Annotated in this window: 17 protein-coding genes; 13 read left to right on the plus strand and 4 right to left on the minus strand. The window is 58.1% G+C overall.

All coding sequences use genetic code 11. The annotated features are described in order from the left end of the window. The first annotated feature begins 19 nt into the window (after window positions 1-19). Window positions 20-1,021, plus strand: a complete 1,002-nt coding sequence (gene argF, locus GOV80_RS14235; RefSeq protein ID WP_170785704.1) for an ornithine carbamoyltransferase — start codon at window positions 20-22, stop codon at window positions 1,019-1,021. A 3-nt stretch (window positions 1,022-1,024) separates the two neighbouring features. Further along, entirely contained in the window at window positions 1,025-1,954 is a 930-nt protein-coding gene (gene arcC / locus GOV80_RS14240) for a carbamate kinase (RefSeq protein ID WP_170785706.1), read from the plus strand. Window positions 1,955-2,039: 85 nt separating this feature from the next. Here arcC and GOV80_RS14245 read toward each other — a convergent pair whose 3' ends face one another. Then, the gene (locus GOV80_RS14245) at window positions 2,040-2,954 is read right to left on the minus strand and encodes a tetratricopeptide repeat protein (protein WP_170785708.1); all 915 of its coding nucleotides are present in this window, start codon (window positions 2,952-2,954) and stop codon (window positions 2,040-2,042) included. Between the two features lie 21 nt (window positions 2,955-2,975). Between GOV80_RS14245 and GOV80_RS14250 the strand changes: the two genes are divergently transcribed. Both GOV80_RS14250 and GOV80_RS14255 read left to right on the plus strand, forming a co-directional pair. Next, entirely contained in the window at window positions 2,976-3,266 is a 291-nt protein-coding gene (locus GOV80_RS14250) for a hypothetical protein (protein ID WP_170773247.1), read from the plus strand. 555 nt (window positions 3,267-3,821) lie between these two features. Then, entirely contained in the window at window positions 3,822-5,513 is a 1,692-nt protein-coding gene (locus GOV80_RS14255) for a sulfatase-like hydrolase/transferase (RefSeq protein ID WP_170785710.1), read from the plus strand. Window positions 5,514-5,882: 369 nt separating this feature from the next. Here the strand turns inward: GOV80_RS14255 and GOV80_RS14260 are convergent, their stop codons facing one another. Then, window positions 5,883-6,302 (minus strand): hypothetical protein, encoded by a 420-nt coding sequence (locus tag GOV80_RS14260; protein ID WP_170773252.1) that lies wholly within the window; start codon window positions 6,300-6,302, stop codon window positions 5,883-5,885. Between the two features lie 103 nt (window positions 6,303-6,405). Here GOV80_RS14260 and GOV80_RS14265 point away from each other — a divergent pair, with 103 nt between their 5' ends. From GOV80_RS14265 to GOV80_RS14275, 3 genes are all read left to right on the plus strand, one after another. Beyond that, the gene (locus GOV80_RS14265) at window positions 6,406-7,173 is read left to right on the plus strand and encodes a helix-turn-helix domain-containing protein (RefSeq protein WP_272871059.1); all 768 of its coding nucleotides are present in this window, start codon (window positions 6,406-6,408) and stop codon (window positions 7,171-7,173) included. Between the two features lie 81 nt (window positions 7,174-7,254). After that, complete coding sequence (locus GOV80_RS14270) at window positions 7,255-8,052, plus strand: hypothetical protein (protein WP_170785714.1); 798 nt, start codon at window positions 7,255-7,257, stop codon at window positions 8,050-8,052. 211 nt (window positions 8,053-8,263) lie between these two features. Next, window positions 8,264-8,845, plus strand: coding sequence for a VOC family protein (locus GOV80_RS14275; RefSeq protein WP_170773595.1), 582 nt, complete (start codon window positions 8,264-8,266; stop codon window positions 8,843-8,845). A gap of 143 nt (window positions 8,846-8,988) precedes the next feature. Here the strand turns inward: GOV80_RS14275 and GOV80_RS14280 are convergent, their stop codons facing one another. Then, on the minus strand, window positions 8,989-10,464 hold the full coding sequence (locus tag GOV80_RS14280; RefSeq protein ID WP_237215846.1) for an NAD-dependent succinate-semialdehyde dehydrogenase: 1,476 nt from the start codon (window positions 10,462-10,464) through the stop codon (window positions 8,989-8,991). 2 nt (window positions 10,465-10,466) lie between these two features. Further along, window positions 10,467-11,744, minus strand: coding sequence for a 4-aminobutyrate--2-oxoglutarate transaminase (locus tag GOV80_RS14285; RefSeq protein ID WP_170785715.1), 1,278 nt, complete (start codon window positions 11,742-11,744; stop codon window positions 10,467-10,469). Between the two features lie 149 nt (window positions 11,745-11,893). On the opposite strand from GOV80_RS14285, the gene GOV80_RS14290 reads away from it, so the two are divergent. From GOV80_RS14290 to GOV80_RS14315, 6 genes are all read left to right on the plus strand, one after another. After that, window positions 11,894-12,460, plus strand: coding sequence for a cupin domain-containing protein (locus GOV80_RS14290; RefSeq protein ID WP_170773261.1), 567 nt, complete (start codon window positions 11,894-11,896; stop codon window positions 12,458-12,460). Between the two features lie 138 nt (window positions 12,461-12,598). Beyond that, a complete protein-coding gene (locus tag GOV80_RS14295; RefSeq protein WP_170785717.1) occupies window positions 12,599-13,120 on the plus strand; it encodes a VOC family protein in 522 nt (173 codons plus the stop codon). A 69-nt stretch (window positions 13,121-13,189) separates the two neighbouring features. After that, a complete protein-coding gene (locus GOV80_RS14300; RefSeq protein ID WP_170773265.1) occupies window positions 13,190-13,528 on the plus strand; it encodes a hypothetical protein in 339 nt (112 codons plus the stop codon). 110 nt (window positions 13,529-13,638) lie between these two features. After that, window positions 13,639-14,607: a carbon-nitrogen hydrolase family protein gene (locus GOV80_RS14305; protein ID WP_170773267.1), complete on the plus strand. Its 969-nt coding sequence runs from the start codon at window positions 13,639-13,641 to the stop codon at window positions 14,605-14,607. A 44-nt stretch (window positions 14,608-14,651) separates the two neighbouring features. Then, window positions 14,652-17,384 (plus strand): aminotransferase class I/II-fold pyridoxal phosphate-dependent enzyme, encoded by a 2,733-nt coding sequence (locus GOV80_RS14310; RefSeq protein ID WP_170785719.1) that lies wholly within the window; start codon window positions 14,652-14,654, stop codon window positions 17,382-17,384. A gap of 17 nt (window positions 17,385-17,401) precedes the next feature. Continuing rightward, window positions 17,402-18,850, plus strand: coding sequence for a biotin carboxylase (locus GOV80_RS14315; RefSeq protein ID WP_170785722.1), 1,449 nt, complete (start codon window positions 17,402-17,404; stop codon window positions 18,848-18,850). The last annotated feature ends 5 nt before the right edge of the window (window positions 18,851-18,855 follow it).

Raw genomic sequence — 18,855 nt, forward strand, 5'->3', positions numbered from 1 at the left:
CGAAAAGGAGACGAAGACGATGGCATTTAACCTCAAGGGCCGCAGCTTCCTCAAACTGCTCGACTTCAACCAGCGCGAACTGCGCTATCTTTTGGACCTGTCACGCGACCTGAAACGTGCGAAATACGCCGGATCCGAGATTCAGCACCTGAAGGGCAAGAATATCTGCCTGATCTTTGAAAAGACTTCGACCCGGACCATGTGTGCCTTTGAAGTGGCGGCGATGGATCAGGGCGCGGGCGTCACCTATCTTGGGCCCTCGGGGTCGCAGATCGGGCATAAGGAAAGCATGAAAGACACCGCCCGCGTGCTGGGCCGGATGTTCGACGGGATCGAATACCGTGGCTTCGGTCAGAATCTGGCCGAAACGCTGTCCGACTATGCGGGTGTGCCCGTCTATAACGGCCTGACGGACGAATTCCACCCGACCCAGATGCTGGCCGACCTGCTGACCATGCAGGAATATGGTGAAAAACCCTTGCATGACATCAAATATGCCTATGTTGGTGACGGGCGCTCGAACATGGGTCATTCGCTGATGATCGCGGGCTGCATGATGGGTATGGACGTGCGCATCGGCGCCCCGAAAGAGCTGTGGCCCTCGGACGAATTCCGAGGTCCCGCCGAAGAGGCCGCCGCGCGCTATGGCGCCAAGCTGACCATCACCGACGATCCGAAAGAGGCGGTGGACGGCGTGGACTTTATCCATACCGATGTCTGGGTCTCGATGGGTGAGGCAGCCGAGGTCTGGGAAAGCCGGATCAAGGAGCTGACGCCTTATCAGGTCAACAGCGATCTGATGGCGGCGGCGAACAATCCGAACGTCAAATTCATGCATTGCCTGCCCGCTTTCCACAACACGGAAACCAAGGTGGGCGAGGACATCCATCAGAAATTCGGCATCACCGAAATGGAAGTGACCGAAGAGGTGTTCGAAAGCCCCGCCGGGATCCAGTTCGAACAGGCCGAAAACCGGATGCACACCATCAAGGCGGTTCTGGTCGCCACATTAGGGAGCTGAGCCATGCGCATTGTCGTCGCCCTTGGGGGCAATGCGCTGCTGCGCCGCGGTCAGGCCTTGACCGCGGAGAACCAGCGCGAAAACACCGCCATCGCCGCCGAGGCGCTGGCCACCATCGCCGAAGGCAACGAGCTGATCGTGACCCATGGCAATGGCCCACAGGTCGGCCTGCTGGCGCTGCAAGGCAATGCTTACAAACCGGACGAAGCCTACCCGCTGGACGTGTTGGGGGCCGAGACCGAAGGCATGATCGGCTATATGGTCGAACAGGAGCTGGGCAACCGCCTGCCGCAGGAAACCCCTCTGGCCACGCTGCTGACCATGATCGAGGTCGACGCCAAGGACCCCGCCTTTGACAACCCGACCAAGTTCATCGGGCCTATTTATGAAAAGGCCGAGGCCGAACGGCTGGCCTCTGACAAGGGTTGGGACATCCGCGCCGATGGCGACAAATGGCGGCGCGTGGTCGCCTCACCCCTGCCCAAGCGGATTTTCCAGATCCGGCCGATCAAATGGTTGTTGGAGAAACAGACCGTGGTGATCTGCGCCGGTGGCGGCGGAATCCCCACCGTCTATAACGACGCGGGTACGCTGGAGGGGATCGAAGCGGTGATCGACAAGGATCTGGCCTCGGAACTGCTGGCTCGCGAAGTGGGGGCGGACCTGTTCATTTCAGCCACCGATGCGGACAGCGTCTATTTGGACTGGGGCACTGATGATCAACGTGGCATCAAGACGGCAACACCTGATGCGATCGACGCCTATGATTTCGCCGCAGGCTCGATGGGTCCCAAGGTGGATGCAGCGGTTCAGTTCGCCCGCTTGACCGGCAAATCCGCCGCCATCGGCGCCCTGGCTGATCTGGCTGGGATCGTGGCCGGTACCAAGGGAACGACCATCCGCGACGACGCTGGTGAAACCGTGTTTCACTAACAGGGAGACGTCGCAAGCAAAGCAGAACGGGCCGTCGTGCCCGTCAATTGGCGTCCGAGTGTTTCGGCACATTCGGGTTTTCTTGCTAACCCGCGGCTTTCAATTGCGACAGCACAGCGCTCGCGTGATCGGGATTGATGTATAGCCTGTTCAGCGCGACAGAAGGATGAAAATCGGGCCAAATCTGTGCCAGTTCTGAAAGAAGCACTTTTGCCATATCTGTCTGACCATCAGCTTGATAGGAGGCGGCTTTGAAAAGCAGTGTCAACTCACTGACGGGACCTCCGGAAGCAATGGCCGTATCAAAGGCCGAGATAGCGGCTTCGTAGTTGCCCAAATGGAAACTCGCGACGCCAAAAATGTTTCGATGTGCGTGATGCAATCCCGCAGCTCTGCGTGGCTGTTCCGGGTCAGAAATCATCTGAGCGGATTTAAAATCACCTGTCAGTAAAAAGATCACCGCGCTGAAATCCAAAACCCGCGCATCCATGTCGCTGAGTTTGAAAGCCCGATCCGCTAATTCTTTTGCGGTTTCCAAGTCGCCCGAAGCAAAAGCCAGCCATGCTTGAGACGAGATTGACCAACCATTCGTCGGGTCAAGATCGACCGCCTTTTGTGACATCTGCGACGCTTCGCGAAGCATCGCCTGCCGCCGGGTTTCTTCTGGGGACAGAATAGCCAGAGTTGACAGGCTGTGCGCAGCACCTGCATAGCCGCCTGAATATTCGGGATCGATGCGGATGGCCTCTTTGAACATTTGCGTGGCCGAATTCTGATGATCTGTATCCGCTATGGGAAACAAAAGTTCGCTGGCCTTTTGCGACATGTTGGCAGCCTGCAATGTTGCCATTGATTTTGCCGCCAGAGCCAGCCGTTCCTGCGCAGCATTGCTTGCGTTTTCTGTTTCTGAGGGTTGCGGCGTTTCCTTAAAAGACATCCAGAATACAACTGCCAAACTGACGATCGCGCCGACCATCAGAATGGGCCAGAGCGCTGACATTCGCCTTCCCTGAGCACGCGCATGTTGTGGTCCTGGCCGATCTGCCTGCGACCGTGCTTCGAACCGCGGCGTATAGTGGCCTTTGTCGATATGGATATGCACTGGGTCATCCGCACCATCCGCGCCATAATATTCCGCGAGCGCCCGTCGCAACCTACGCGCATCAACCCGAACAACGTTGTCGCTGCCCTTGGTGGGGTCGCGCCCATAAACATCCTGCGCGATAATTTTGCCGACAATGGCTTGCCCCCGACCGTGCAGGCTTTCGTCGACAACGTAAGTCAGAAAGTCCTGCAACCGCGCCGAGGCTGACAACTGCGGGCTGTTGAGAACTCTGGCCAACGCCTCTCGGATCTGGGCTTCGGCCAAAGGCTCGTCACGCTTTTCCATATTCGATGCGCCGCTCATCTCAGAGTCGCTTAAGTCAACAAAAACAGGTTTCTAAACCGGTATGAAGTCACGGTTTCACGTCGTATTTCACCGTATAACCCCTATCGGGTCCTTTCAACCGCGCTCATGCTGCCATGCATGGCTCTGCATATTGACAGATCGGAACTATACCTTCGACGGTCGAATTGTACCTGCCGGACCGGCAGGTGCTTATCACGCAGCTTCGGCAATCCAACGTAGTCTTCGCCGAAATCTGACGCGACTACGAGCTGCTGGCCGGTGACCTGAACGCTCTGATCCGATGCCGTCCCAGCTCGCATCCGGGAACACAGGCCGAACGCGACCTTCTGCTTGAAAGCCTGCAGGGGCTGGTCCGCGAAATCGAAACCGTACTTGAACGCAATCTTGGGGGCTGAACGCCAGCCGCGCGGATCCGATCAACTTGTTGGAAACAGCATAGAGGAAAGGGAAACTGAAATGAAATTTAGTCTGGCAATCTGTGGCGCAGCGGCAGCTGTGCTTTCGTCGGATGTGGCGGCTCAGCCCATCATCCACGACGCCGAACATTACATCCTTCATGCTCAGCACGGCGAGCGGTGGGCGACCGAAGATGCCGCGCTTCAGGAAAAACTCGATGCGCTTGCGGCTGAACACGGCACCAAACCCAACATCATCCACATCATGTGGGACGACACCGCCGTGGGCGAGGTTGGCATCCCCGAAATTCAGGCCGTGCGTGGGTTCGAGACCCCCAATATGAACCAGATGGCGGATGAAGGGATCAACTTCATGCGCATGTATACCGAACCCGCTTGCACCCCCACGCGGGCTGCATTTCAGACCGGCCGCTACGCCGTGCGCAGCGGGATGCACACAGTGTCCTTCCCCGTTGAATATTCAGGCATGGATGCTGAGGAGGTGACCATTGCCGAGGTCCTCTCGGGTGCCGGGTACAACACCGCGTTTTACGGCAAGTGGCACCTGGGGGATACCGAGTTCTCATACGCCCACAACCAGGGTTATGACGAGGCCTTGTTTACCCCCTACAATCAGGTTCCGTCGATGTGGATACCGCAGGCCGAGGTCGGCAACGTGATCACCGGCCTCTATCCGGACTTCTATGGTGAAGACAAATATGACATCGACAACTCCTGGCAGCCGTTGGGTCAGGTCTGGACGCTTGAGGGAACCAAAGGCGGCGAGACGCTGGAATGGGGCCCGCCGCCCAATATCGAGAACTATTGGGATATCGAAACAGAAGCGCAGCGCCGGACACTGGCGTTCATCGACAAGAGTGTCGAGGAGCAAAAGCCTTTTTTCATCGCTTACCACCCGATCCTGGCGGCATTTTTTCCTGATCCGCGCAAGACGCAGAAAGACACGGCCAACAAGAACCTTGCGCAAGAAGGTCTGGTTGCAATCGATCAATTCGTGGGAGAGTTGTTTGACTATCTCGAGGCCAAGGGCATCGCCGAAAATACGCTGGTGATCGTGATGGCCGACAATGGTCCATTCATTCACTACGGGCCGCGTGGCATGGTCGAGACGCTGTATACAGGCGGTAAGGGTGACTTTACCGAAGGCGGTGTGCGGGTTCCGGCAATCGCGAAGTGGCCGGGTGTGATTGAGCCCGATCAGATCGTGGGGGACATCTTGCATGTCAGCGACCTTTTCACCACCTTCGCGCGCCTTGGAGGTGCGATGGATGCCATCCCAACCGACCGGGTGATCGACGGTGTCGATCAGACCTCGCTGTTGCTGAACGGAGACGGCTTCAGCCGCCGCGACTATGTCATGATCTATCAGGGTCCCAACCTGTCGGCTGGCGTCAAGGGCCGGTTCAAGCGGGATTGGAAAAACGCAACTCCCGGCCTGTCGAAGAACGAGTTCTATGATCTCTATACCGACCCGCGCGAGAAAACCGGCGAGATGATCGAGCAGTTCCACATCAAGTCGATGTTCAATCGCCAACGCGCTCGGCACGAGCTGTGGATGGACCAATATCCGAACCGTCCCGATCCAACTCCGGGGCCTGCCCTGACGGGTATCGCAAACGAACGGCCCGAGACGCGGCAGCTTTATACCGCGCCAGTCGAGGTCGAGAATTTGCCCTTCACGCCCGAGCAGATCAACAACTATCCGCGTCCGTTCTCGGATAGTGACATGTAACGCCGCTGGTACGGGTCAGAGCCCCTTGGGGCTCTGACCTTTTCAAGCTGGAAACAGATTTCTCAACGTGATTTTGCAACTCAGCCCCCCGGAGTTCTATCGCTTTTTATAAACGATCATCCGGCGCTTGCTGAAATCCGTCATCAGTTTCATCGAGTGAGATTTTGCAGGCACGTTGCAGGGCACCTTTGTGCTGACCCAGTACTTTTTGTATCCCACCCGGCTATTTCCAACTTAACTCTGGTGAATTTGTATTTGTGTGTCCGTCGATATGGATTTTGAAAACCCTGACGTCGCGCCCGTTGCTTGCAGCGGGCCTCGACAATTCGAGATTGAACCCATCGCTGGGTGATCGAAAACGTCAGATCCTCAAGGATTTTCATCTGGTTGCGGTCGGCTGGACCAGAGGATCAACAGCAGGAAGGAAATGTTGAGGGCAACGTTTAAGGGCGCTCCGACCAAGACCGAGCCAGTGCTGTCGGTGCAAAACCAGACCCATGCGGTGATCTGTGCCACTTTGGCTGCAGCGGCAGGGGATATCGGCACAACGTAGGTTCCCAACGCCCATTGCATCGCGCCTAGCCCGGCCGTCAGACCGCCAACAATTGCAAGCAATAATGGCGCTGGGACGGTGATATCGGCTGCAACCGAGTGGATCGGCCAATACGCCACTGTCAGAAAGATATGCGCCAGACTGTGCAAGGCAGGCAGTGCGGTCAATGTAAATAGAACTCCGGTGGCGACCAATGCCGTGCCCGACCGTCGCATCGCGATGTGTTGTGGGGTCATGACGCCCTCCTTTCGATGGTGTCCTTCATGCGGTCGGGGCGGGTCGAGATCAATTACGTCAGAGGTAAGTGATTTCTACCTGCAGGGTCACTAAGGTGGCACCATGACCCCTTATTCCAGTTTGCTGAAAGAATGGCGGAAGCATCGGCGGATGAGCCAGCTTGACCTGGCGACCGAAGCCGATGTCAGTGCGCGACATATTTCCTTTCTCGAAACCGGCCGGTCTCGACCCAGCCCGGATATGATCCTTCATCTTTCGGACGTTATGGATGTACCTGTCGACGCCAGAAACCAGATGCTGCAGGCAGAAGGTTTTGCCGCCCGTTTTGCCAAAACTCCCTTTGATGACGCCGCCATGGCCCCGATCCGCGATGCCGTAGAATGGACACTGAAACGGCATGACCCCTACCCGGGGATTGTGTTGGATCGGGTTTGGAGGATTGTCAGATTGAACAAAGCGGCCGAGCTTCTGTTTGCACCGCTTGGGATCGAAACCGGGCAAAGCCTGTTGGCGCTTGTTACAAGCCCGGTCATGGCCGAGCTGGTAGAAAACTGGCCCGAGGTTGCGCATCATACAATGCTGCGTTTGCGCTCGGAAAGCGCGAATGCTGGCGGGTTGCCCGAATTGGACGCTGCGGCCAAGGCGCTTGCGCCCTATGCAAGCATCCACAGGGATATGGTTCCCGGTCCAACGGTTCCGGCGATCTATCGTTTTGGGGAGCAACGGGTGTCGATGTTTGGGACTGTTGCGCAATTCAGCACCGTGACGGATGTCACTCTGGATGACTTGAAGATCGAACTGTTCTTTCCATCCGACGAAGCAAGCGCAAGTTTTCTGAGGGAAACCTCAAGTCCGCGACATGGCGGGTAGAATACGGTCGAGCGTCTTGACGGCAAACCCTGATCAAATGATCATCGGTTTACTGTCATGGGGTGCCCTGAAGGAAAACCGATGGAAGTGTTTGGTAGTGAAGCCCAGCGACACATGTCCACCACTGGCGAGCATCTTTTGCATCTGCTGGGGGATGACCCTCGGTTCTGTAGCCATGGGCGGGGTATTCAGGTTTCCAATGAGTATAGCGAGGCCTTGGATGATGCCTATGCAATGGCCCGGATCCTTGGCGTGACCGCGATTGAGAGCATACCACGCCCTGAGGTTGCGAAAACGCTGGCAAAAATTGAAAGCCAGGGTTTCAAAACAGATACGATAGCCTGCTATCTGGGAGGCCTGAATTGCGTTGACGTCGCGCACCACGTTGTCGAGACGCGGGCGCTGCCCGAAGATTTGACCGTGCACGTGATTGATCGCGACTCTCCGCCGGAATGGCTGGAAGCTTTTGCCGAAGTTGCATTGAGCCACGGAGTTTTGCCGCCGATCGGACCGGTTATGCGTGGAGTGTCCCGGCCCGGGTTTGCCATGGTCGCCGTTGACAGGTCGGGTACACCGGTCGCAACCGCGGGCTCGGTTCTGTGTCATCCACCCAGCAGCCCGTTGCATCGTCGCGCGCAATGGGGTCAGCTTTCGACCAAACCCGAGCGTATGGGCGAGGGGATTGCGACAATCTTGGGGGCAATGGCTCTGATACACTCTCATGAACAGCTTGGCGCCACCGGGTTCAAGACGGGCATTGCGCCCGGCAATGTTGCGTCTGCCTATTTGTGTGAAAGGCTTGGATTGCAGGACAGCGGCAGCGACATTGTCGCGATCATTGACCCGAAGCTTTTCGCAGAAGACCGGTTGACCAAATGAGCCGTGCAAAAGGGAGATGCCGTATTCTGTCACCAACACGTGAAAGGGCCCGGCTGAAACGTTTTTGAAAAACAATGTGGGGCGCAAAATTGTTGCACTGGCAAAGCTTATGAACCTTGGGCCCGCACCTGTGATGCCGCAGAAATCAAACCCGACAGGTCAGGCCTGAGTGTACAAACCCCGGAGTCGCAAAATGTCAAAGTCCAATCAGATTAAGAAAATTCAAACGCAGGGTGTGCACCACATCACGATCAACGGAGCGGACCGACAGACGTCGATTGATTTCTGGGAAGGGGTTCTGGGAATGCCGTTCATTTTTGATCAGCCGAATCTCGACAATCCTAACGAGGGGCATCTGTATTTTGACCCCGGCGATGGGCGCCTCATCACAATTTTTACCAATGAAGACCGGAAACCGGATGCGACCCCTGTACCAGAGGCCATCGGGTCTTTGCATCATCTCGCTTTCAACGTCAGCCAAGCCACATTCTGGCAAGTGGCAGCGCGTTTGGATGCGCGGGGCGTTGATAACACGGGTCCCGTCGATCGGGGCTTCATGGATTCGATCTATTTCCGCGATCCGCTGGGGCTCCGGCTTGAAATCGCAAGCTATAGGTTCGAACCGCCCGAAGGCTGTCGCCATGCCGATGTACTGCTAAAAGCGCATAAACTTCGCGTCGCGCGCGGGGATCATCACATCAACCGGGAACATCTGGCAGATGCAATCGAAATGCTGGTTGAACAGAGTCAAAATTCGCTGTCGGCGGATCGCTCTGTGCGCAAGGGATACTGAAGATCTTTGGCCTTTCGCACTAAAGAGTGAGGCGGTGATCCGGTAGGGTTCTGAAGCCGCCAGAATTGGAAAGAAAAGACCGGGCTTGCGTTGAAGCCCGGTCTTTTCTTTGGTGCCGCGGGGTCAGATCCTGCCCGATAAGGTCAGGAAATCTCGCCCATGCAGAGGTATTTGATCTCGAGGAAATCCTCGGTCCCGTATTTCGAGCCTTCGCGGCCCAGACCGGATTGTTTGACACCGCCGAAGGGCGCGACCTCGGTCGAGATCAGACCGGTGTTGATGCCCACCATGCCCGATTCCAGCCCTTCGGCCACGCGCCAGACGCGCGCCAGATCACGGCTGTAGAAATACGAGGCCAGACCGAATTCGCTGTCGTTGGCCATGGCGACGACGTCGTCCTCGTCCTCGAACTTGAACAGGGGCGCGACAGGGCCGAAGGTTTCATCCTTTGCGACCACCATGTCGCGGGTCACACCGGTCAGAACGGTGGGTTCAAAGAACGTGCCGCCAAGGTCCGAGCGTTTGCCGCCCAGCGTGACCGTTGCGCCCTTGGACACCGCGTCCGAGATATGTTCCTCGACCTTGGCGACGGCCGCGTCATTGATCAGCGGGCCGGTGGTGACACCGTCACCGAAACCGTCGCCCACGTTCAGGGCTTTGGTCTTCTCGGCCAGCTTGGCGGCGAATTCGTCATAGACGCCCGCCTGCACATAGATGCGGTTGGCGCAGACGCAGGTTTGGCCGTTGTTGCGGAATTTGGCGATCATTGCACCATCCACGGCAGCGTCCACGTCGGCGTCGTCGAACACGATGAACGGCGCGTTGCCACCCAGTTCGAGGCTCATCTTTTTGATCGTGCCTGCCGCCTGACGCATCAGGATCTGGCCAACACGGGTCGACCCGGTGAAGGTGATCTTGGCCACCTTGTCATTGGTGCACATCTCATTGCCCACGCCCGAGCTGTCTGTGCCGGGGATGACGTTGAACACACCTGCCGGGATGCCCGCACGTTCGCCCAGAACAGCCATCGCCAGCGCAGACAGAGGCGTCAGCGTTGCCGGACGGGCCACAAAGGTACAGCCTACAGCCAGTGCCGGACCAACCTTGCGGGCAATCATGGCGTTGGGAAAATTCCACGGGGTGATCGAACCGACCACGCCCACAGGCTGTTTCAGAACGACAATGCGTTTGTCACGCTGATGGCCGGGGATGACGTCGCCGTAGACCCGCTTGGCCTCTTCCGAGAACCACTCGATGAAAGACGCCCCGTACAGGATCTCGCCCCGCGCTTCGGCCCAGGGTTTGCCCATCTCGGCGGTCAGGATCGTGGCTAGATCGTCGGCGTTTTCCACCATCAGATCGAACCATTTGCGCAGGATTGCGGCGCGCTCCTTGCCGGTTTGCGCGGCCCATTCTTTCTTTGCCGCATAGGCCGCGTCCACGGTTCGCGCGGTGCCTTCGATGCTGACATCGGTCACATTGGCGATCAGATCGCCGGTTGCAGGGTTGTAAACGGGAAAGGTCGCTTCACCCTCAACCCATGTGCCGTTGATATAGGCGCGGGTTTCCAGAAGGCTGGGATCTTTCAGCTCCAGCTTGGTCACTTTGGTATCCAGCATGTTCAGGCTCCTTTGGCAGCGTCGACCGAGGCTTCGAGGATATCGATCGCCTCGGCGAAGATCTCATCCTGCACCGTCAGCGGTGCGAGGAAGCGGATTACGTTCCCATATACGCCACATGTCAGCAGGATCAATCCGCGCTTAAGCGCCTCGGCCCGCACGGCGTTGGCCATCTCGGGGTTTGGTGCGCTACCGTCGGTGGTGTTGAACTCGGTCGCGATCATGAAGCCGGGGCCTCGAATGTCGACGATCTCGGGTGTACGGGCGCGGATCGATTCCAGACGTTGTTTCAGACGCGAGCCCAGCTCGTTTGCGCGGCCGCACAGGTCCTCTTCTTCGATCACGTCCATCACCGCATGGGCGGCGGCGATGCCCAGCGGGTTGCCGCCATAGGTGCCGCCCAGACCGCCGGGTTGCGCCGCATCCATCAGGTCGGCGCGACCCGTGACCGCGGCCAACGGCAGACCGCCCGCCAGACCTTTGGCCATGGTGGTGATGTCGGCGGCCACGTCATAGGCTTCCATCGCGAACAAATTGCCGGTGCGGGCAAAACCCGTCTGCACTTCGTCTGCGATCATAACGATGCCGTGTTCGTCGCACAGGGCGCGCAAGCCGCGCATTAGCTCGGCCGGGGCGGGGTAAAAGCCACCTTCACCCTGAACCGGCTCGATGATGATGGCAGCAACGCGGCCCGGGTCCAGATCGGCCTTGAACAGTTTGGTCAGCGCGCCCAGCGAATCCTCGGTCGAGGTGCCGTGCAGCTCAACCGGGAAAGGGACGTGATAGGTGTCGGGCATCATCGCGCCGAAGCCGGCCTTGTAGGGCTGCACCTTGCCGGTCAGCGACATGCCCATGAAGGTGCGGCCATGGAAGCCGCCGCCAAAGGCGATAACGGCGGGGCGGCCGGTGGCGGCACGGGCGATTTTGACAGCGTTCTCAACCGCTTCGGCGCCGGTGGTCACAAAGACGGTCTTCTTGGTGAAATCACCCGGCACCTTTTCGTTCAGACGCTCGGCCAGACGGATGTAGTTTTCGTAAGGCAGAACCTGATGGCAGGTATGAGTAAAGTTCGCGGCCTGCGTCGTGACCGCCTCCATCACCTTGGGGTGGCAATGCCCGGTATTCACAACGGCTATGCCTGCGGCGAAATCGATGTAACGCTTGCCTTCGACGTCCCACACCTCGGAGTTCGCAGCGCGGTCCACATAGACCTGCGTCTGCATTCCCACGCCTTGCGCGATCGATGTGTTGCGGCGTTCAGCAATCTGAGCATTCAGCATATTGCGTCCTTTCGGGTTGTCGGGCGCGCGCCCGTAAATCTGATCGCGTGACTGTAGTAGCCACAGGTTTGAGCGAAAGCCTGTTTCTTGCCAACCATAAGCCCTTGATTTACGGTCTCGGCACCCCTCAAGTGATGCGGATAGTGAACATGAAGAACGCCAATCAGGATGATCTGACCCTTGGATTGCGCCTGCGCGCCCTGCGTGAACGCGCGGGTCTGTCGCAGCGGGCGTTGGCCAAAAAGTCGGATGTGCCGAACTCGACCATCTCGCTGATCGAGTCGGGCAAGATGAACCCCTCGGTCGGAGCGTTGCGGCGGATTTTGCAGGGTATTCCGATCGGCATGTCCGACTTTTTCTCGTTCGAGATCGAGGCCGAGCAGACCGTGTTCTATGCCGCAGAAGACCTGACCGAGATCGGCAAGGGCGGGCTGTCGCTGCGGCAGGTGGGATCGAACTTGCACGGGCGCGCGATGATGATCTTGCAGGAAACCTATGATCTGGGCGCGGATACCGGACGTGTAATGTATGGCCACGAGGCCGAAGAGGGCGGCGTGGTGATTTCGGGTCGGGTCGAAGTTACGGTGGGCGATCATCGCAAGGTGCTAGGGCCGGGGGACGCCTATTATTTCGACAGCCGCACCCCGCACCGGTTCCGTCAGGTTGGACCGGAAAAATGCCGGATCGTCAGCGCCTGTACCCCGCCGACTTTCTGACCGTCATCGCGGATGTATCCGCACTATGAACCATAGTGTTGCAATGAGTGACCAGTTGATCCACAGTATGATTCATACTGCGGGATTTTCCCGCATGTCTCATCGGGCGCTCCCCCGCCCAATTCGGAGATTTGAGATATGGAAAAGAAGCCTGCCACTCTACCGCGCGGCTATCGCACCTGTACGGCATCGCTGGCTGTTGCGGACGTGCCTGCGGCGCTGGCCTTTTACGAAAAAGCCTTTGACGCCAAGATTCAGGCCTTTGATGCGGATGAGGCCCCCGGCTTTGCCGCCATCAAGATCGGCAACTCGATGCTGTTCGTCACTGCGGGTTGGGGCGCACATGTTCCGACAGTTGCGGGCACCGTTACCCCGGTGGGCCACCACATGTATGTCGAAGACGCGGATGCCGCGCTGGAGGCCGCTTTGGAAAACGGCGCAACCCTGATGGCCGAGGCAGTCGACACCTATTGGGGCGAACGTTGCGCCACGGTTGCCGACCCGTTTGGCCATATCTGGACACTGGCGACGCGGATCGAAAATCTGAAGTCTGAAGATATCAGCGAGCGCCGCAGGGCCCTGTTCCGCGCCATTCAGGATCAGGATGCTGAAGCTGTGGGCGAGACCACTGAGCCGGCAAACCAGACCGTGGCCGCGTGATCCGTCATATGCTGATCTACAGACGGATCGTGGGGCACCGGAATGGGTGTGTTCTTTAACAGGCAAATCATGAACGACGCTCCCTTTCCAACTTTCACGATCCGCCAGAACGACTTGGCCATCCTCGCCGCTGAAAACAGGATCGGAGACTATCCGGTCGCTGTGCGCACCGCGCGCGAGGTTGTTAGCGGCGGCTTTGCCAACCACTCGGCGCATCCCAACACCTGGACGGTCTATTTTCTGGTCGATGGTCAGTGGGCGCTGGTGGAATCCACGCGCGGTCTGCGGCGGGAATGGTCCAGTCTGGACCGGTTGGAGAAATGGCTGCGTAGTTGCGGGTTCCGGTTCTTTTGGGTGCGCAACGATATCGACTTTGTGGAATCCCCCGGCGAGGAGGAGACCGACTAAATCACCCCCTTGCGGATCGTGGGCTTGCACCAATCCGTGCTTTCATGTTCCGATGAAGAACGCCGGACCACCTCGGCGGTCGCAATCGGCAAGAAGAAGAGACAAACAAGATGACCCCTTTTGCGATAACCGGAATTCAGATGCATGTGGGCGCGTTGCAGTCGAATGTAGACGCGATGCTGCACCGGATCGACATTATGATGGCGCGGTTTCCCTGGACCCAGATGGCGCTGTTCAGCGAGTTGGCCCCCTATGGTCCGCTCGACCGGTTTGCCCAGCCTTTTCCCAATGACGATCTGTCGCGTTTTCAGGACGCTGCGCGTCGCTATGGAATTTGGCTGATCCCCGGCTCGATGTTCGAAAAGCGCGAGGACGGGCGGATTTTCAACACCTCGGTGGTGATCAACCCCGAGGGTGAGATCGTTTCGAAATACTCGAAGATGTTCCCGTTCAAACCCTACGAACAGAGCATTTCGTCCGGCACGGAATTCTGCATTTTTGACGTCCCGGATGTGGGTCGGTTCGGCCTGTCGATCTGCTATGACATCTGGTTCCCCGAAACCACTCGCCACCTGACCAGCCAGGGGGTCGAGGTTCTGCTGCATCCGGTGCTGACCGGCACCACTGACCGTGAGGCCGAATTGTCGATTGCAAAGGCCACCGCGGCGCAGTTCCAGTGTTACGTGTTCGACGTGAACGGTCTGGCCGCTGGTGGAGTTGGGCGGTCGCTGGTGGTTGATCCCTCGGCCACGGTGCTTCACCAGTCGGCGGGGCAAGAGGACATCTTCCCCATCGAGATCGACCTGGATCAGGTACGACGTCAGCGCGAGGTCGGGCTGAAAGGGCTGGGGCAGGTTCTCAAAAGCTTCCGCGACCGCGAGGCGGATTTCCCGGTTTATGACCGGGCCAGCGGAGCAGATGCCTATTTGCACACGCTGGGGCCGCTGCGCATCCCGCAAAAGGGCGATGTTGCCGGTGTCGCCGCTTCCGACCCCAGAACAGCGCTGGGATACAACGAAGATACCTCGACCAAGCCCGATAATCTTTATCTCTACAAAGGGCGCTCAGGCACAGACTGATACCAGCGCAGCTTTTCGGGAATTGCAGAAAGGACATTGATCTCATGCACGGCTTATCCGACAGCGAAAAGCTCCACACCATCTCGGACTATTACAGCGCCTCGCAATTGCGGGCGGACAGGTGGAGCGCGCTGCGGGAAACAGCCGAATCTCTGGATCAAAACGCCGGTGATTCTGATCGGGACAGGGCGCGCCGTCTGCTTCAGGCACTGGCCCCTATCGAGGTTTATTTCGCGTTTCCTGGCGCGTCGGCCTTTGACTATTTGCGCAGGTTGCTGGACCATGGCAATTTCGGCGATTTCTCGACCGCCGTGCGCCGGGTCTCGCGCGCGCTGACATCGGGGGCGTATCGGCGTCGCTCGATCCCTCTGATCGCGGATGAGACCGAGGGCGACGAGTTCGAGGATGAAGCGGCTCAAAGCCACGAAGCCCGTGCGCTGGGGCGACCCTATTTCGAGGTAATGATCGTCGACAATGTCAACGAACATCAGGAACGGTTCCTGCAATCCAGCCTGCAACGGATGCGCCGCAGCGAAGACCCGTTCATTTATGAGACCGTCGTGGTGCCCAGCGTCGAGGATGCGCTGATTGGCGTTCTGTTCAACCAGAATGTGCAGGCCGTGATCGTTCGTCCGGGTCTGAGCCTGAAGTCCAAGAACGAAACCAACGTGTTGGGGCGCTATATCAGCCTGTACGGCGAAGGCGCAGATCTTGATGCGCTGTCCCCTTCGGAATACGGGCCGGAAACCTGTCGCCGGATTGGAATGCTGCGCCCTGAGCTGGATGCCTATCTAATCACCGACCGTTCGGCCGAGGATATCGCCGGGCTTGATCTGGGCCTGTGCCGACGGGTGTTCTATAATCAGGAAGATTTTCTGGAACTGCATCTGAACATCCTGCGCGGGGTGCAGCGGCGGTTCAAGACCCCGTTCTTCACCGCGCTGAAAGAATATTCCAAGCAACCCACCGGCGTTTTCCACGCCATGCCGATCAGCCGCGGCAAGTCGATCAGCCGTAGCCATTGGATTCAGGATATGGGGGCGTTCTACGGGTCGAACATCTTTATGGCCGAAACCTCGGCCACATCGGGCGGGCTGGATTCTCTGCTGGAGCCACGCGGCCCCATCAAGGAAGCGCAAGAGGCCGCCGCCCGCGCGTTCGGATCAAAACAGACCTTCTTTGCTACCAACGGCACCTCGACCTGCAACAAGATCGTGGTGCAGGCGCTGGTGCGCCCCGGCGATATCGTTCTGGTCGACCGTGACTGCCACAAATCGCACCATTACGGCATGGTGCTGGCGGGGGCGAGCGTAGTCTATATGGACAGCTACCCTCTGCACGATTACTCGATGTACGGTGCGGTGCCGATCCGCGAGATCAAGCACAAGCTGCTGGCCCTGAAAGCCGAGGGCAAGCTGGATCAGGTACGCATGGTGCTGCTGACCAACTGCACCTTTGATGGCATCGTCTACAACGTTCAGCGGGTGATGCAGGAATGTCTGGCGATCAAGAAAGACCTTGTGTTCCTGTGGGATGAAGCCTGGTTCGGTTATGCCCGTTTCGCACCCAACACGCGCGTGCGAACGGCGATGCGCTCGGCCAATATCCTGCGTGAACAGTTCCGCTCCGCAGACCATTCCGAAGCCTATGCAGCCCAACAGGTCGAGCTGGAGGGCGCGGATGATGAGACCCTGCTGAACACCCGTCTGATCGCCCCGCCGGACGCACGGGTGCGTGTCTATGCCACGCAATCCACACACAAGACGCTGACCGCGCTGCGGCAGGGCTCGATGATCCACGTCAACGACCAACAGTTCAAAGGCGCTGTGGAAGAAGCGTTTCACGAAGCCTACATGACGCACACCTCGACCTCGCCCAACTATCAGATCATCGCTTCGTTGGATGTTGGCCGCAGGCAGGTCGAGATCGAAGGTTATGAGTTCGTCCAGCGTCAGGTCGAAAGCGCCATGGCGATCCGCCGGGCGGTCACGACGCATCCGCTGCTGAAGAAATACTTCAAACTGGTCACTGCAGGCGACATGATCCCCGAGGAGTACCGCGAAAGCGGTATGACCAGCTATTTCGATCCCGATCAGGGCTGGGCGGACGTTTGGGATTGCTGGGCGAAGGATGAATTTGTTCTGGATGCCACGCGGATTACGCTGCATGTGGGCGCAACGGGCTGGGACGGTGATACGTTCAAGACCAAGATCCTGATGGACAAATACGGCATCCAGATCAACAAGACCTCGCGCAATACCGTGCTGTTCATGACCAATATCGGCACCACGCGCAGCTCGGTCGCCTATCTGATCGAGGTGCTGGTCGAGATCGCCAAGGAGCTGGACGATCTGATGGACGACGCGTCCAAGATGGAAAAGCGCGCCTTTGACAAGCGAGTCCGCAACCTGAGCGAACACGTCCCGCCACTGCCCGACTTCAGCCGCTTCCATGATGCGTTCCGCTGTGTTGAAGGCACCGAGGCGGGCGATATCCGCACCGCGTTCTTCCTGTCCTATGACGAGGACAATTGTGACTACGTGGAACCCGATCATGACATGCTGGACCGGCTGGAGGCGGGCGAGGAAATGGTCTCGGCCACCTTCGTGATCCCGTACCCGCCGGGCTTTCCTATTCTGGTGCCGGGGCAGGTGATTAGCCCGGAAATTCTCAAATTCATGCAGGAACTGGACGTGTCGGAGATCCACGGTTTCCGCGCCGATCTGGGCCTGCGCATTTTTACCGAAGACGCTTTGAAATCAGTCAAGAAAACATAAGGGACTGGGAGGACCATATGCCTAAGAAGGTGCTGAAGAACATCTCGGAAATCCGCCGGTATTTCCACACCAACAAGGACCCGATCTATTTTGTGTCGGCGACCAATTTCAACTTGTTGGGGTTGGATGAGTGGGTGATGAACTTCACCTATATCTGCTACATGGATTGCTTTGACGGGCGGCATCCGAACGTGTTCGTGCCCTCTGAGATGCCGCATGACGAATTCCAGTCGATCGAAGACATCAACAACTATCTGCTACAGCACAAAGAGGTCATCGACCTGGTCAAGCGGCGCGGTGGCAAGCCCAAGTTCGTGTTCCTGATGTTCGATGAGACGACCGAGAAACTGGTCAAGGAACTGGGCGGTCAGCTGTGGTTCCCCAAAGCCAAGCTGCGCACCAAATGCGACAACAAGATCGAAACGGTCCGCATCGGCAACAAGGCGGGTGTGCCGTCGGTGCCCAATACGCTGAGCGTGGTCAAAAGCTATGATCACCTGAAGAAAATTTGCGACAAAGCCGGGTTGGGGCATGATCTGGTGCTACAATCGGCCTTTGGCGACAGCGGCCACACCACTTTCTTCATCAAATCCGAGGCGGATTTCAACAAACACAAGGATGAGATCGTAGGCGAGGGCGAGATCAAGATCATGAAGCGGATCGATTGTCGCGGTGCGGCGATCGAGGCCTGCGCGACGTCCGAAGGCACTATTGTGGGACCGCTGATGACCGAGCTCGTGGGCTTCAACGAACTCACCCCCTATCGCGGCGGTTGGTGCGGGAACGAGATATTCTCGACTGCCTTCCCACCCAAGGCGCGCGAACAGGCGCGGCAGCTGACCTTCCAGTTCGGCGAGGAACTGCGCAAATCCGGTTATCGTGGCTATTTCGAACTGGATTTCCTGATCGACAAGAAAACCGATGAGCTGTGGCTGGGTGAGTTGAACCCGCGCATCACTGGGGCCAGTTCGATGACCAACCATGCGGCTTTTGCCCATGCCGACGCGCCCCTGTTCCTGTTCCACCTGCTGGAATTTTCGAAGAAGCCCTTCGAGTTGGATGTCGAGGAACTGAACGCCCGTTGGGCCGACCCTGACATGATCGACAGCTGGTCGCAGATGGTGATCAAGCATACCGATGACAGCGTCGACCGCATCACGCAGGCCCCGCAATCGGGCATCTACAAGATGCTCGAAGATGGCCGTGTGGTGTTTGACCGCTTCGACTATCACCGCCGCGCAGTGGGAGAGAATGAGGCGTTCTTTCTGCGCATCTCAAATGTCGGCGACTACCGCTATGAAGGGGCCGATCTGGGCATTCTGGTGACGCGGGGACGGTCAATGACCAAGGGGTTCAAGCTGACGGACAAGTCGAAAAAGTGGATTCACGGCATCACGTCGGCCTACGCCGCCGAACCGCTGCCAGCCGCGCAGCCGATGGAAGATCCTGCGTTCAAAATCATGTAGAAGGC

This window comes from Ruegeria lacuscaerulensis (assembly GCF_013034685.1).
GTDB lineage: Bacteria > Pseudomonadota > Alphaproteobacteria > Rhodobacterales > Rhodobacteraceae > Ruegeria > Ruegeria lacuscaerulensis_B.